General features: G+C 69.0%; 11 protein-coding genes. 7 read left to right on the forward strand and 4 right to left on the reverse strand.

The window, feature by feature from the left end:
- Positions 1–35 precede the first annotated feature (35 nt).
- Together CAM01S_RS14035 and CAM01S_RS14040 are read right to left on the reverse strand one after the other, a co-directional pair.
- The gene (locus tag CAM01S_RS14035; RefSeq protein ID WP_066523160.1) at positions 36–857 is read right to left on the reverse strand and encodes an aldo/keto reductase; all 822 of its coding nucleotides are present in this window, start codon (positions 855–857) and stop codon (positions 36–38) included.
- Positions 858–1031: 174 nt separating this feature from the next.
- A complete protein-coding gene (locus tag CAM01S_RS14040; RefSeq protein WP_083528092.1) occupies positions 1032–2012 on the reverse strand; it encodes a LacI family DNA-binding transcriptional regulator in 981 nt (326 codons plus the stop codon).
- A 377-nt stretch (positions 2013–2389) separates the two neighbouring features.
- Here CAM01S_RS14040 and CAM01S_RS14045 point away from each other — a divergent pair, with 377 nt between their 5' ends.
- From CAM01S_RS14045 to CAM01S_RS14065, 5 genes are all read left to right on the forward strand, one after another.
- Complete coding sequence (locus CAM01S_RS14045; RefSeq protein WP_066523162.1) at positions 2390–3361, forward strand: carbohydrate ABC transporter permease; 972 nt, start codon at positions 2390–2392, stop codon at positions 3359–3361.
- Positions 3358–4335 (forward strand): carbohydrate ABC transporter permease, encoded by a 978-nt coding sequence (locus CAM01S_RS14050; RefSeq protein WP_373277717.1) that lies wholly within the window; start codon positions 3358–3360, stop codon positions 4333–4335. The genes CAM01S_RS14045 and CAM01S_RS14050 overlap by 4 nt, the downstream gene beginning before the upstream one ends.
- A 55-nt stretch (positions 4336–4390) precedes the next feature.
- Positions 4391–5728: an ABC transporter substrate-binding protein gene (locus CAM01S_RS14055; RefSeq protein WP_157071599.1), complete on the forward strand. Its 1338-nt coding sequence runs from the start codon at positions 4391–4393 to the stop codon at positions 5726–5728.
- Between the two features lie 125 nt (positions 5729–5853).
- Positions 5854–7641 (forward strand): glycoside hydrolase family 35 protein, encoded by a 1788-nt coding sequence (locus CAM01S_RS14060; RefSeq protein ID WP_066523170.1) that lies wholly within the window; start codon positions 5854–5856, stop codon positions 7639–7641.
- Positions 7642–7710: 69 nt separating this feature from the next.
- The gene (locus CAM01S_RS14065; protein ID WP_066523172.1) at positions 7711–10842 is read left to right on the forward strand and encodes a glycoside hydrolase family 2 TIM barrel-domain containing protein; all 3132 of its coding nucleotides are present in this window, start codon (positions 7711–7713) and stop codon (positions 10840–10842) included.
- Between the two features lie 120 nt (positions 10843–10962).
- Here CAM01S_RS14065 and CAM01S_RS14070 read toward each other — a convergent pair whose 3' ends face one another.
- Positions 10963–12141 carry a hypothetical protein gene (locus tag CAM01S_RS14070; RefSeq protein WP_066523174.1) on the reverse strand — a complete coding sequence of 393 codons (1179 nt, stop codon included), beginning with the start codon at positions 12139–12141 and terminating at the stop codon, positions 10963–10965.
- A gap of 107 nt (positions 12142–12248) precedes the next feature.
- Positions 12249–13370 (reverse strand): ROK family protein, encoded by a 1122-nt coding sequence (locus CAM01S_RS14075; protein ID WP_157071600.1) that lies wholly within the window; start codon positions 13368–13370, stop codon positions 12249–12251.
- 204 nt (positions 13371–13574) lie between these two features.
- Here CAM01S_RS14075 and CAM01S_RS14080 point away from each other — a divergent pair, with 204 nt between their 5' ends.
- Both CAM01S_RS14080 and CAM01S_RS14085 read left to right on the forward strand, forming a co-directional pair.
- Entirely contained in the window at positions 13575–14576 is a 1002-nt protein-coding gene (locus CAM01S_RS14080; RefSeq protein WP_169795883.1) for an ROK family protein, read from the forward strand.
- Positions 14577–14619: 43 nt separating this feature from the next.
- Positions 14620–15382, forward strand: a 763-nt coding sequence (locus CAM01S_RS14085; protein WP_083528091.1) for a glucosamine-6-phosphate deaminase, incomplete at its 3' end; no start/stop codon positions are given.

Raw genomic sequence — 15382 nt, forward strand, 5'->3', positions numbered from 1 at the left:
CCCCCCCCCCCCCCCCCCCCCCCCCGCTCCGAGCGTCAGCGTCCGGTGTCGGTGATCGCGTCGAGTGCCGCGATGTCCTCAGCGGACAGCTCGAAGTCCACCGCGGCGTTCTCCTCGATCCGCGACGGCGTGGTCGATTTCGGCAGGGGCAGCACGTCGTACTCAAGCAGGTATCGGATCGCGACCTGCGCGACGGTCTTGCCGACCTTGTCGGCGATGCGCTTGATCTCTGCGTTGTCGAGCAGACCACCGGTTGCCAGCGGCGAGTACCCCTCGACGAGGATCTCGTGCTCCTTGCACCAGGCCGTGGTCGGGCCCTGCGTGTTGCCGATGAACCAGCGGATCTGGTTCACGTGCGGGACGACGTCGGTCGCGGCGGTGAGGGATTCGAGGTCGTCGACGTCGAAGTTGCTGACGCCGATCGAGCGGGCGGTGCCTGCGTCGTAGAGCTCCTCGAAGAACTTCCAGATCTCGATGTTCTCGGCCTTGTGGTCGCTCCCGATCGAGGTCCACGGCCACGGCGCGTGGATCAGGTACAGGTCGAGGTGGTCGGTGTCGAGCGCGGCCATGGTCTGCGCGTGCACCTCGCGGGCACGGGACACGTCCTTGATCTCGGCGGGCAGCTTCGTCGTGATGAAGATGTCATCACGCGGGATACCACTGTCGCGGATTGCTCGGGCGATGCTCGCCTCGTTCCCGTAGGCGCGGGCGGTGTCGATGTGGCGATAGCCGACGTCGAGGGCGGTCCGGGTCGCGTTGTACGCATCCGGACCGTCCGGGATCTGCCAGGTGCCGAATCCGAGCTTCTGAATGTGAACACCGTTGGACAGCACGAATGTGTCGGTCAGCGCGGGCATGAATGCTCCTTGTGATGGGGGTCAGACGACCGTTCGGACGCTACGCCGTCACGCCCTTGCCGTTCACACGAGCGGCACCGTCTCACGCAGACGCAGCAGTGCTCGGCCGCTGCACGAGCGACACCGCCTCACGCAGGCGCAGCAGTGCTCGGCCGCTCCACGAGCGGCACCGCCTCACGCCGGCGGGGCAGTGCTCGAACGCTGCACGAGCGACACCGGAACGATGCTGTTCTCGGCCGGAGTGGCACCGTCGATCGTGGCGATCAGTCGCGCGACGGCGCGGCGCCCGACCTCATCGAAGCGCTGGTGAATGGTCGTCAACGGCGGCCAGAACGAGTCGGACTCCGGCATGTCGTCGAATCCGACGATGCTGAGCGTTCCGGGGATCGACCGGCCGGCTTCGTGGCAGGCGCGCATCACGCCGAGCGCGGTCTGGTCGTTCGCCGCGAACACGGCGGTGACCTCCGAACGGCCCGCGAGCTCCCGGCCGATCCGATAGCCGGAGTCGGTGTTCCAGTCGCCGCGGAACACCTCCGGCACGGGGGCGCCGGCCGCTTCGAGCGTGGCACGCCACGCCGCTTCACGACGCATCGCCGAGTACGACGCGAGCGGTCCGCTGACATGCCAGACAGTCCGGTGGCCGAGATTGAGGAGGTGCTGCGTGGCGAGCCGAGCACCCTCCGCCTGGTCCGTGTCGATCGACGGATGCTCCGCCGTTCCCGTGGAGTCGATCACGACGACGGGAACGCCGTCCGGCAGGGCCACCTCGGCGGCGTCGAGGACATGCGACTCGATGATGATGATGACGCCGTCGACCGCCTCCTCGGACAGCCGGGAGATGGCGGACCGAACCCCGGCCTCCGTCCGGCTCACCATCGGCAGCAGCGTGATCGTGAAGTCAGCCGCGCCGGCCGCCTCGGCGATCGCTTCGAGGGTGCGCATGTTGCCGAACGACGACAGCGTGAACATGATCACGCCGATTGTGCGGAACCGCCCAGACCGGAGGGCTCGTGCGGCGCGGTTCGGCCGATAGCCGAGCTCGTCCATGACGCGCTGCACCCGCTCACGGGTGTCATCGGAGACGTTGTCGAAGCCTCGCGCGACCCGGGAAACGGTCTGCATGGAGACGCCGGCCGCGCTCGCAACTGCCGCCATGGACGGTGATCGGCGCTGCGGCGCCTCCCCACCGAGTGCGACGATGGCGCCGGCAGACGCCCCGACGGACGCACCGGCAGACGCGCCGGCAGATGTGCCGACGCCCGCGCCGACGGACGCGCCAACAGAGGCGCCAGCAGACGCACCGGAAGACGCGCCAGCAGAGGCATCAGCGGAAGCGCGGAGTCGTCGCGGCGCCAGCTCGGGCCGCACACCGTCGGTCGTCATAGCGCCTCCTTGCATGTTGACGTTGCCATGCTATGGTGGCGCACGGCAATGTTGACGTCAACACGACGGTCCGGCGGGAATGTTGACGTCAGCATCAGCGCCCTGCTCGACCGATACCCCCGACATTCGGCGTCAGACGAAGGAGTCTCATGACAAGCATCACGACCCGCGGCGGCGGCGCCTCTGGCGGCGTCCGGGCCGGGAGCGGCGCGTCGACCCGAGCGGGAGGATCGCCGGGCCGCCGCAACGGCCGTCGCCGGGGCCGCTGGACCGGCTGGGCATTCGTCGCGCCGTTCATGATCGTGCTGTTCGCGATGCTCGTCGTGCCGATCGCGTATGCCGTCTGGCTCAGCCTGTTCCAGGATCAGCTCATCGGCGGCAACCACTTCGTGGGCCTGGCGAACTACGTCACGCTGTTCAGCGACGGCAAGTTCTGGGGCGCATTCCTCCGCGTGCTGGTCTTCCTCGTCGTGCAGGTGCCGATCATGCTGATCCTGGCGCTCATCGCCGCACTCACGATCGACAGCGCACGCCTCTACGCGGGGTCGTTCTTCCGCATCGCGATGTTCCTGCCCTACGCGGTGCCCGGCGTCGTCGCAGCGCTGATCTGGGGATTCATCTACGGCAACCAGTTCGGCCTGACGGGCGCCGCGAACCAGGCACTCGGCATCAACATCTTCGAGCCGTTCAGCGCGCACTGGGTGCTCGCGTCGATCGGCAACGTGGTGACGTGGGAGTTCCTCGGCTACAACATGCTGATCTTCTACTCGGCACTCCGCGTCGTGCCGACCGAACTGTACGAGGCGGCGGAGATCGACGGCGCCGGCCCGCTGCGCGTCGTGACCTCGATCAAGATCCCCGCGCTCCGCGGTGCGATCGTCATCGCCACGATCTTCTCGATCATCGGGAGCTTCCAGCTCTTCAATGAGCCGAACCTGCTGAAGACGCTCGCGCCGAACGTCATCAACTCCGACTTCACGCCGAACATGTACGCCTACGGGCTGTCGTTCTCGGGGCAGCAGTACAACTACTCGGCCACCGTCGCGATCGTCATGGGAATCATCACCGCGGTGATCGCCTACGTCGTGCAGGTCCGCGGCAACCGAACGGAAATGCGATGAGCACCATTCAGACGAACCCGCCCGCGATGCCCGGCACCGCCGAGGGCGTCCGCGACGAACGCGGCGCCGTGACCCGCCGCACACGGTCTGGAGGCGCCTCCCGCCGCCGCGCACGCACCGCACCTGGCGCTCGCCCACGCAAGTCGGGCCTCCTGACCGCAGTCATGGTGGTCTTCACCGTGTACTCGCTCGCGCCACTGTTCTACCTGCTCGTCAACAGCACGAAGACGCAGGGGCAGCTGCTGACCACCTTCGGGCTGTGGTTCGGCAACGGGTTCGACCTGTTCACGAACATCGGGCAGACGCTCACGTACAACAACGGCATCTTCGTGCAGTGGCTCGGCAACACGCTGCTCTACGTCGTCGCGGGAGCCGGTGGCGCCACCCTCCTCGCAACCGTCGCCGGATACGGCATGGCGAAGTACCGGTTCCCCGGACGCCGCGCCGTGTTCGCGATCGTGCTCGGTGCCATCGCGATCCCCGGGACAGCGCTCGCGGTTCCGACGTTCCTGCTGTTCTCGCAGGTCGGCCTGACGAACACGCCGTGGTCGGTGATCCTGCCGTCCCTCATCAGCCCGTTCGGCATGTACCTCGTCTGGACCTACGCCGTGGAGGCGATCCCCGACGAGCTCATCGAGGCCGCCCGGATGGACGGAGCCGGCGAGTTCCGGATCTTCTTCACCATCTCGCTCCGGCTGCTCATGCCCGGCGTCGTCACGGTCGCACTGTTCGCGATCGTCGCCACCTGGAACAACTACTTCCTGCCGCTGATCATGCTGAGCAACCCGCACTGGTACCCGCTCACCGTCGGCCTGAACCAGTGGAACGCGCAGGCGACCGGCGCCGGCGCGCAGCCCATCTACAACCTCGTCGTCACGGGTTCGCTCCTCACGATCGTCCCGATCGTGGCCGCGTTCCTCTTCCTCCAGCGGTTCTGGCAGTCCGGCCTCGCGGCCGGATCCGTCAAGCAGTGAGCCGCACCTCCCCTCGCAATCACCTCCACACCACGATGAAGTGAAAGGCACCACCATGCACAAGCGACTCCGCCGCGGCCTCAGCGCCGTTGCAGTCGGCGTCTCGGCAGCGATCGCCCTGGTCGGCTGCGCCTCCGGCGGCTCCTCGGGCTCGTCGGGCTCGTCGAACGACGTCTCCGCCGCGCTCGCCAAGGGCGGCACGATCACCTACTGGAGCTGGACGCCCTCCGCAAAGGCGCAGGTCGCCGCGTTCGAGAAGGCGTACCCGAAGGTGCACGTCAACCTCGTGAACGCGGGCACCGGCACCGACGAGTACACGAAGCTGCAGAACGCGATCAAGGCCGGCTCCGGCGGACCCGACGTCGCCCAGGTCGAGTACTTCGCGGTGCCGCAGTTCGCGCTGTCGAACTCGCTCCTCGACCTGTCGTCGTACGGCTTCAGCTCGCTGAAGAGCAAGTACTCGGCGAGCACGTGGGAGTCCGTCGACATGGGCGGCAAGATCTACGGTCTGCCGCAGGACTCCGGCCCCATGGCGCTGTTCTACAACAAGAAGGTCTTCGACCAGTACGGCCTGACCGTGCCGAAGACGTGGGCCGAGTACGTCGCGGACGCCGAGAAGCTCCATGCCGCGAACCCGCAGGACTACATCACGTCGGACTCCGGCGACCCCGGCTTCACGACGAGCATGATCTGGCAGGCCGGCGGTCGTCCGTTCTCCGTGAACGGCACGAAGGTGTCCATCAACCTGCAGGACGCGGGCACCAAGAAGTGGACCGCGATGTGGAACCCGCTCGTCGAGAAGGGCCTGCTCGCGCAGACGCCCGGCTGGTCGACCGACTGGTTCAAGCAGCTCGGCAACGGCCAGATCGCCACGCTGATCACGGGCGCGTGGATGCCCGGCGACCTCGAGTCGAGCGTTCCCGAGGCGAGTGGTGACTGGCGCGTCGCCCCGATGCCGACCTACGACGGCGGCACCCCGGTGACGGCGAACAACGGCGGTAGCTCGGAGGTCGTCATGAAGGCCTCAAAGAACCCCGCGCTCGCAGCCGGCTTCCTGAAGTGGCTGAACTCGTCCTCCGCCTCGACGAAGATCTTCGCGAACTCCGGTGGATTCCCGTCCACGACCGCTGACCTCAGCTCGTCATCGTTCCTGAACGCCGCGCCGTCGTACTTCGGCGGACAGCAGATCAACAAGGTGCTCGCCGACGCGTCGAAGAACGTCGCATCCGGGTGGAGCTACCTGCCCTACGAGGTGTACGCGAACAGCATCTACGCGGACAGCGTCGGCCAGGCGTACCAGAACAAGTCGGACCTCAACCCGGGCCTCGTCGCCTGGCAGCAGGCCCTCGTGAAGTACGGCAACAGCCAGGGCTTCACGGTCTCCGGCAAGTGATGCAGGCGGCGCCCGGGAGCTTCGGTTCCCGGGCGCCGTTCCAGCACCGCCGGCTCGCGCTCGCGGGTCGCTCGCCACACCCCGGCGAGGCGATCCGCGCCTCCCCTCCACACGAAAGGCGCCTGATGCGCTTCATGATCGGCGCCGACCACTTCGAACTCGATGGTCAGCCGCACCGAATCCTTGCCGGTGCGCTCCACTACTTCCGCGTGCACCCCGACCAGTGGGCGGACCGGATCCACAAGGCCCGACTCATGGGCCTGAACACCATTGAGACCTACGTCGCATGGAACGCGCACGAGGCGCAGCCAGGCATCTTCGACTTCACGGCCGGGCTCGACCTCGGGCGGTTTCTGGATCTCGTCCACGCCGAGGGCATGCACGCCATCGTCCGCCCGGGCCCGTACATCTGCGCCGAGTGGTGGAACGGCGGCCTGCCGCCATGGCTGTTCGCCGACGGCACCGTCGGCATCCGGCGCAACGAACCCCAATTCCTGGAGGCTGTGCGCCGCTACCTGGACGCGCTCGCCCCGATCCTCGTCCCGCGCCAGATCGATGCGGGCGGTCCGATCGTGCTCGTGCAGATCGAGAACGAGTACGGCGCCTACGGCGACGATCACGACTATCTCCGCGCACTCGTCGCGATGCATCGGGACATCGGCCTGACCGTCCCGTTCACAACCGTCGACCAGCCGATCGACGCGATGCTCGACGACGGATCCCTGCCCGAGCTGCACAAGACGGGCTCGTTCGGATCCCGTGTCGAGGAGCGGCTCGCGCGGCTTCGTCAGGCACAGCCGACCGGCCCGCTCATGTGCTCCGAGTTCTGGGACGGCTGGTTCGACAGCTGGGGCGCGCACCACCACACCACGAGTGTCGCGGAGAGCGCTCGCGAGCTCGACACGCTGCTTGCCGCAGGTGCCTCCGTCAACATCTACATGTTCCACGGCGGCACGAACTTCGGGTTCACGAACGGCGCCAACGACAAGGGCGTCTACCGGCCGATCGCGACGTCGTACGACTACGACGCACCGCTCGACGAGGCGGGCAACCCGACCCCGAAGTTCGACGCGTTCCGCGAGGTGATCGCGCGCTACGCTCCGGTGCCGTCCGAACCGCTGATCCGCACAGCCACCACCGCCCCCGCCGCACTCCCCCCGATCTGCTTCGACCGGGCGCTGCCGCTGCACACGCTGCTGCCGCACCTCACGACCTTCACCGCGCACGACCGCGTCCCGACGATGGACGACCTCGGCGCTGCCACCGGCTTCATCCTGTACCGCACGGAGGTCGAGCTCAGCGCTCCGGCCGTGCTCCACATCGGGGAGGTGCGCGATCGCGCACAGCTGTTCCTCGACGGGGCTGCGGTCGCAATCCTCGAGCGCGAGCACCACGATCACGCGGTGACGCTCCCGGCCGTCGGCCGAGCGACGCTGGAGCTGCTCGTCGAGGATCAGGGGCGGGTCAACTACGGACCGCGGATCGGTGAGCCCAAGGGCCTCATCGGCCCGATCACGCTCGACGGGCGGCCGCTGGCACGGTGGAGCGCAGCACCCCTCCGACTCGAGGGCGCGTTCGACGCGGGCGCGCCAGCCGGCGAACTGCTCCGATCGGCGGCGGCGGACCCGGCCACGACGATCGCCGGGCCGGCTGTGGCGCTGGCGACGGTGCGCCTCCAGACCGTGCCGCAGGAGGTTCACCTTGCGCTGGACGGATTCGGCAAGGGTGTCGCGTGGGTCAATGGCTTCTGCCTCGGCCGATACTGGTCGCGTGGGCCGCAGCGCACGCTGTACGTCCCATCCCCGCTGCTCCACTCCGGAGACAACGAGGTCATCGTGTTCGAGCAGCACGCGTCACCGACGCGGTGCGGCGCATTCGTCGCGGCGGCTGACCTCGGACATCTCGAGGAGTAGCCGCCTGCCACGCCGCCGCACCGTCAGCGAACGCCGACCCATCCCCGATCAGAAACCAGGACACGTCTCGTGACCACGCTCTCCCTCTCGATTGCCGACACCGCTCCCGTCCGCGGCGACGCCGTTCCACCCCGCGCCTGGTTGCACTCCGATGCGCCGCGCCTCGACCTGAACGGCGAATGGTCGTTCCGGCTGCTGCCGGAGGCCGCACCGCGGGACGAGACGGCGGAGGCGTTCGCGGACCCAGCGACGGACGTCTCCGGGTGGGACACGATCCCCGTGCCGTCGTCGTGGGTGCTGCAGGACGGACGATACGGGTCGCCGATCTACACGAACGTGCAGTATCCGTTCCCGCTCGACCCGCCGTTCGTGCCCGACGCGAACCCGACCGGCGACTACCGCCGCGACATCGAGGTCGACGCCGCGTTCCTCGCCGGCGCCGAGCAGGTGCTCCTGCGGTTCGACGGGGTCGAGAGCATGTTCACCGTGTGGGTGAACGGCGAGCTCGTCGGGTCGTCCACGGGCAGCCGGCTGGCGCGCGAATTCGATGTGACGCCGCGGCTCCACGCGGGCCACAACACCGTCGCAGTGCGGGTCCACCAGTGGTCGGCGGCAAGCTACCTCGAAGACCAGGACCAGTGGTGGCTGCCGGGCATCTTCCGCGACGTCACGCTCATCGCGCGACCGGCCGCACGGCTGGACGATGTGTGGATCAGGACCGCGTGGGACCACGTGACTGGAACGGGTGCGGTCGCGCTTGAAGTGAGCGCTCCCTCGGCCGCGTTCCCGGTGCGATTCCGGATCGACGAACTCGGTGTGGACGAGACGTTCGACGACGCGGACGCGCTCGCGCACGCGTTCGCCGCGCCGGACGGAACCGCGACCCCCGCGTCCGCCGTGGCCGGCGCCGAACCGTGGTCCGCGGAGTCGCCGCGCCTGTACACGGCGGTCGTTGAGGCGCAAGGCGAGACCGTCACCCAGCGCATCGGCTTCCGCACCGTACGGATCGTCGGCGACCAGTTCCTCGTGAACGGCCGACGCGTCGTCTTCCACGGCATGAACCGGCACGAGACCCATCCGACCCGTGGCCGCGGGTTCGACGAGGCATGGGCACGCGAGGACCTTGCCCTCATGAAGCGATCGAATGTGAACGCGATCCGGACCTCGCACTATCCGCCGCACCCGCGCCTCCTGGACCTGGCCGACGAGCTCGGCTTCTGGGTGATCCTCGAATGCGATCTCGAGACCCACGGATTCGAGTTCGCCGACTGGCGCGACAACCCCAGCGACGACCCGCGGTGGCGCGACGCGTACCTCGACCGGATCGAGCGGACCGTCGAACGCGACAAGAACCACCCGTCGATCGTCATGTGGTCGCTCGGCAACGAGTCCGGCACCGGCAGCAACCTCGCCGCGATGGCCGCCTGGGTGCACGACCGGGACCCGGAGCGCCCCGTCCACTACGAGGGCGACTACCGCGGCGAGTACACCGACATCTACTCCCGCATGTACGCGCCGATCCCGGAGACCGAATCGATCGGCCGCGACGGCGACACGGCGCTGCTCCTCGGATGCTCGGCCGTCGAGTCGGCGCGCCAACGGAGCAAGCCGTTCATCCTCTGCGAGTACGTCCACGCCATGGGCAACGGACCGGGCGCGATCGATCAGTACGAGGACCTCGTGGATCGGTACCCGCGCCTCCACGGCGGATTCGTCTGGGAGTGGCGCGACCACGGCATCAGCACCACGACCGCCGACGGCACCCCGTTCTTCGGCTATGGCGGCGACTTCGGCGAGGTCGTGCACGACGGGAACTTCGTCATGGACGGCATGGTCCTCTCCGACGGCACCCCCACGCCCGGACTCGACGAGTGGGCCGCGGTCGTCGCTCCGATCCGGTTCGACGCGGTGCGCGGCACGAACGGGAGGCTCACCGCGGTTCGCGTTTACAACCTCCGTCACAGCGCGGACACCAGCGACCTGGTGCTCGGATGGGCGCTGTCCCGCGACGGCGCGCTCGTCGCGAGCGGACCGTTCGCCGACGGCGACGTTGAGACGGTCGACGCCGGGACGAGTGCCGAGATCGCGATCCCCGCAGCAGTGCACGAGCATGCGGGGGCCGGCGAATGGTTCCTCGACCTCACCGCCGCGCTCCGCGAGGACAGCGCCTGGGCGAGCGAAGGGCATGTGATCGCGCGGTCGCAGGTCGCGCTCGACGCGTCGGCGAGCGCCCCGATCCGCGCCCTGCCGCGGTGGCGGGCAGCGCAGGACCAGACGGACGCGGTGGACGGGGCAAACGCGGCCACGGGCCTCCCGGCCGACCGGCTGCCACGCCGGATCGGCGCATTCGCGTTCGACCGTGGATCCCTGACCGCGATCAGTGGCAGCGCCGTGGAGGGCCCGACGCTGTCGCTCTTCCGTGCGCCCACGGACAACGACCGCCTGAACTCGCGAGGCAGCTACGATCTGGCCGACCCGATGAGCAACTTCGGCGCCGGCGTCGCAGCACCGCCACTGGCCGAGCTGTGGACGGCCGCGGGTCTCGACCGGCTCGTGCCGCGGGTCGTGCACCGCTCGGCCGGCGACGATGGCGGCGTCCGCGTCGTGACGCGGTATGCCCCTGCCGCATCGCGCCTGTCCGTGGAGACCGATGTCAGGTGGCAGCCGCTCGACGACGGCGCGGTCGCGCTGAGCATCGCGATCGTGCCGTCCGCCGGCTGGGATCTGGTGTGGCCGCGCATCGGCGTGCGACTCGATCTGCCCGCGGACGTGGACCGGGCGTCGTGGTTCGGGCTCGGGCCGGGCGAGGCCTACCCGGACAGCATGCGTGCGGTCCGCGTGGGCCGCTTCGACGCCGGCATCGACGACCTCGCGGTGGACTACGCGATGCCGCAGGAAACCGGGCATCGGCCGGGCTTGCGGACGCTGACGCTGGCGCGGGGCGGCGCCCCATGGCTCGACCTGGAGGCGCTCCCCGACACCCGCGGACGTCGCCCCGGGTTCACGCTGAGCCGCTGGACGGCGGAACAGCTCGCCACCGCAGGGCACCCGCACGAGCTCCCCAGCAACGACCGGACCTACCTGTACCTCGATGCTGCACAGAACGGCCTCGGGTCGCGGGCATGCGGCGTCGATGTCTGGCCGGACAAGGCGCTCCGGCCGGAGGCGCGGACGCTGCGGTTCGTCCTGCGGGCGCGGTAGGGGTCTCGGGGCGGGACCGGGCTGGCGGCGTCGGCTGCCACGGGCCGAGGCGGCGTCGGCTGCACCGGTCACGGGCCGGGGCGGCGACGGCTGCCACGGCCCACGGCCCGCGGCCGCAGATCAGTTGCCGCGCTGGATTTGCAAGGACTGTCCGGAGGGCGTCCCGTCGAGCAGGATCCCTCGGGCGATGGTCGGGCCGCCGGCGGCTGGGATCTGCACCGTGAAGGCCGCGATTCCTGAACTGACCGTCACGCTTGAGGGCACGGTGTACGGACTGAAGCTGCCGTCATACGTGACGGCGCGCGGCGCGCTGGTACTCGTGAATCGGTATCGACATTGAACGACGCCGATCGGTCCCCCTGGGCCGACGATGTACGAAATCTGCGGGCGATCGAGCGGATTCCAGCTCCCGTTGTTCGCGTTGTAGATCTCGAAGACGAAAGCGAACGCCGAGCCGGTTGCGGTCAGTGTGGCGCTGTCGGACGTCGCATCAGGCGCGGAAGCGGTCACTGTTCCGCTTCCTGCCGCGTTCGGGGCAGTCACGGACGCAGTGAATTTCGCTGTCGCCGCCTCAACAGGGACGGACGCGGGACCGGAGAACCCACCGGTGTAGTTGAGGCTGACGGCGCTCGGTCGGTATCCGTTCGACGCTTTGAAGACGAGTCCCCCGACGGTGATCTGCGAACCAGCAGCGCCCGAATACGACGGGCTTGAAAACGCGATGGCGGCGGGGTCCACTGCTGCGACGTTTGCGGTCGCAGTGGCCACGTGCCCACTGTTCGATGCACTGAAGGTGAGTGTTCCCGCGGCCTTGAGCGTCAACCCGGAGAGGGTCAGGACTCCGTTTGCGTTCGTGGAGCCAGAGTATGCACCGCCATTCCCCGGGAACGATCCGACGGTCGTCGGACTCACCGACACGATGACCGGCTCGTTCGGGAGCGGAACCCCGCCCTGCGACCGAACCGTGACACGAACCTGCGAGTTGATGTCGTCGCCGATCGATGCCGATGCCGGGGCGACGATCTCGATCGTCGCGTTTGCGGATGCCGCAGCGGCCGGCGCTGCCGCACTCACCGCAATCGCCGGGACGGCGACCGCCGCAAGCGTCAGGGCGGTTCGGCGCGTGAGCGGCTGGGCGATTCGCTGCGGCTCTGTGGATGCCTGCTGCCCCGCCGGGATGGATGCGGGTTCAACGGGAGATGCGACCTCACCGGTGTCGTGCTCGGGCTGATCGGCGTCGTGGTGCAATCGGTCGATCCAGGTCGTGAGGGAAAGGCTTTCTGCGTCGGGCGTCGTCACGGATGTTCGACAAGCAGCCTGCCGGCCCCGGGTTGCCCCGACCGGACGTCCCCGCTCACAGGAGGCCGGCGCCCTCGCGATTTTCACCCGTAATCGACCCGAGAGCCTCAATCGATCCTGCGCGCGAGCACCTCCCACCCGCGCTCGATCGCAACGGACAACCCGCCGGCGAGCGTTCCTTCCGGCCCGGTTCTGGCGAGCGCAATTGGCGGAGCGGGGAACGGCAGGCGTCCGCCGAGCGCCTGCTCCACGACTGCGCAGAACGCTGCGCCGCCCGCGATCGCGACACTGCCGGAGAGCAGGATCCGCTCGGGGTTCGTCGTCAGCACCACCGTGGCGAGTCCGAATGCAAGGAGGGATGCTTCGGCCCGAACGATCGCCCTCGCCGCATCATCAGTCGCCGCGGCCGCGAACAGTGCATCGATCGTCGCGACAGCGACCCCCGCGTCCTGCGCAGAGCGAAGCAGCTGCTCCTCAGCCGCAGCCCGCTCAAGCGGCGCTGTTCTCGAGTCGATTGCCGGTTCACGACCGTCTGAGTGTGCGTGCAACGGCAGGTACCCGATCTCTCCGGCGAACCCGGAAGCGCCGACGATCGGCGCTCCATTCCGGACCTGCGCCGCACCGATACCGTGCCCCACGGTGACGAGCAGGAAGTCGCCGGATTCGTTGCGCCGTGCCTCCAGTTCGCCGCGGGCCGCGAGATAGACGTCCTTTTGCACCTCCAGCGAATCGACGAATCGCGCTCGCAGACCGTCGGTGAACTGCTGCTCAGCGAGCGCCGGGAGGTTCGGCGCAAGACTCACGCGAAACGTCACCGGATCGACGGCGCCGGGAACCCCCACCACCGTCCACGTCGGAGCGCCTGGCGAAAACGCCCCATCGATCGCCGCGTCGAGCGCAGCGAGAACCGCTTCCACCGAATCGCCGGTGATGGCGCTCGAGCCGCGCGCGACCACGCGCCCATCGATTGCAGCGCGCACGGCCGTGACGGATCGTGGTCCGATGTCGACGGCGAGTGCGGTACCCGCCGCGGCGTTCACTTGCCACAGCTCCGGCGACCGCCCCACCTGACCGGCTCGAACGCCCGAGCTTTCGACAAGGCCGGAACCGGCGAGCAGCCGGAGCGCCGCTGCGGCGGTCGGCTTGGTGACCCCGAGACGCTCGGCGATCTCTGGACCGGTCAGCGGGCCTCCCGAGCGGAGGGCTGCAAGCACGAGTTTCGCGTTCATCCGCTTCACGTCTGCAACGCGAACACCCTTTGGGGAGCGGGAGTCCTGCTCCTCGAGGGGCGGCCGGCCGCCGGGGGCTTCCACCTGGTGTCCTCTCGTCTACGGTGCGGCAGTTCCTGCGACTGTATCCCGGGACGGGCGGCCGGTTGTGCCATTCGTAAAGGATGTTTACGATTGACAGCACCCCAGAGAATGAAGGCCAGCGTGTCCGTAGTCGTCCCATCGCCCGACCAACTGATCGCCGCGGTGGACATCGGTGGCACGAAAGCGACCGCAGCGCTCGTGCACCCGAGCGACGGGATCGTCGGAACGACGTCGATGCCGACGGGAACGGACGTTTCATCCGCCGAGGTCGTCACTCGACTCGCCACCGCGATCGGCGATCTTCGCAGGACGGCTGGCGGAGCATCGGCGGCGAAAGGATCGGTCGTCGCCGCGGGCGTTGTCACGCCCGGAGTGGTGTCGCCACGCGGGATCGCGCTCGCACCGAACAACCCCGGCATGGACACGATCACCGCAGACGCACTGCGAACGGCACTCGGGGTGCCAGCGCTCGAGTGGTCGAACGACGTCAAGGCGGCGGCGCTGGCAGAGCATGCCTGGGGCAGCCTCGCCGGTGCGCGGAGCGGCCTGTACATCAACCTGGGGACCGGACTCGCGGCGGGTGCGGTGATCGACGGGCGCCCGCTGCTCGGGGCGCACGGCGCGGCACTCGAGATCGGATATCTCCTTCCGACCGGGCCGATGGGCGCCGGACATCGCAGCGGCGCAGCCCCACTCGAGGACCGGATCTCGGGACGGGGACTTCAAGACCGCGCGACGGCAGCCGGACACGCTGGATTGACCGCTTCAGCCGTCGTGCACGGGCACGGTCCCGGCGAGACCGCTCTCGTGGAGCTCGCGGCGGACTTCACCGAGGAACTCGTTCGCGCGGTCGTCAACCTCGCCATCACGCTCGACTCTGACGCCATCTGTTTCGGCGGCGGCATGGCGGCCGGCATCGGAGGCGGCATGGCGGCCGGCATCGGAGGCGCGGCGGACGTCTTCCTGGACCCTGTACGATCCGCGCTGGCTGAGTACGCCCCGTATCCACCTCGCGTCAGCCTGTCGACGCGGCCCGACCAGAGCTCCCTGTTCGGTGCGATCCGGATCGCGTGCGCCGCGGCCGGGTGGCCGACCGACAGCCTCCCGAACCCATACGCGTGAGCAGCGGGATCTCGTATCCGACCGCAGAAAGGAATCGAACCCGATGGAACTGATTGTCGTTGAGGGCGACGCTGCGATCGGCGCCGCAGGAGCGCACGCGATCGCGCGCATCCTCCGCGGACGGAAGGACCCAGTGTTCGGCGTCGCGACGGGGTCGTCGCCCATTCCCGTCTACCAAGCACTGCGTGACGAGCCGGGTATCCCATGGGACACGGTAAGCGCGTTCGCGCTGGACGAGTACGTCGGGCTCAAGCCGGACCACTCGCAGAGCTACGCCCGGTTCCTCGAGGAGCACGTGGTGCGGCCGCTCGGACTGCGCCGCGACGCGCTGCACGTTCCCGGATCCGGCGTGCCCGACGAACCGGCCGCACTCGCTGCCGCGGCGTCGGACTACGAGCGCGCGATCACAGGGGCCGGCGGCATCGATGTGCAGATCGTCGGTATCGGCCGCAACGGACACCTCGCGTTCAACGAACCCGGCTCGGCATTCGACTCGCGAACTCGCGTCGTCGACCTCACCGATGACACGCGCGCGGCGAATGCGCGCTTCTTTTCCCGGCCAGAGGACGTCCCGTACCGAGCGATGTCCCAGGGAATCGGGACGATCCTCCAGGCGCGGGCGATCGTGCTCATCGCGAGCGGCGCCGACAAGGCCGAAGCGCTCGATCGTGCCATCAACGCCGCACCCAGCCCGGACTGCCCGGCATCGGCACTGCAGCTGCACGGCAACGTCACGGTGGTGACGGACTGCGACGTGCGCGCGGGCGCTGGCGACGGCGCGGGCGGCGGCGGCGGCGCGGGCGGCG

It is taken from the genome of Curtobacterium ammoniigenes NBRC 101786 (assembly GCF_001571045.1).
GTDB lineage: Bacteria > Actinomycetota > Actinomycetes > Actinomycetales > Microbacteriaceae > Curtobacterium > Curtobacterium ammoniigenes.

Excerpts from the sequence above, each read along its gene's own strand:
- CAM01S_RS14035 (WP_066523160.1), bottom strand. The coding sequence starts at position 857 with ATGCCCGCGCTGACCGACACATTCGTGCTGTCCAACGGTGTTCACATT.
- CAM01S_RS14040 (WP_083528092.1), bottom strand. The coding sequence starts at position 2,012 with ATGGCGGCAGTTGCGAGCGCGGCCGGCGTCTCCATGCAGACCGTTTCC.
- CAM01S_RS14045 (WP_066523162.1), top strand. The coding sequence starts at position 2,390 with ATGACAAGCATCACGACCCGCGGCGGCGGCGCCTCTGGCGGCGTCCGG.
- CAM01S_RS14050 (WP_373277717.1), top strand. The coding sequence starts at position 3,358 with ATGAGCACCATTCAGACGAACCCGCCCGCGATGCCCGGCACCGCCGAG.
- CAM01S_RS14055 (WP_157071599.1), top strand. The coding sequence starts at position 4,391 with ATGCACAAGCGACTCCGCCGCGGCCTCAGCGCCGTTGCAGTCGGCGTC.
- CAM01S_RS14060 (WP_066523170.1), top strand. The coding sequence starts at position 5,854 with ATGCGCTTCATGATCGGCGCCGACCACTTCGAACTCGATGGTCAGCCG.
- CAM01S_RS14075 (WP_157071600.1), bottom strand. The coding sequence starts at position 13,370 with ATGAACGCGAAACTCGTGCTTGCAGCCCTCCGCTCGGGAGGCCCGCTG.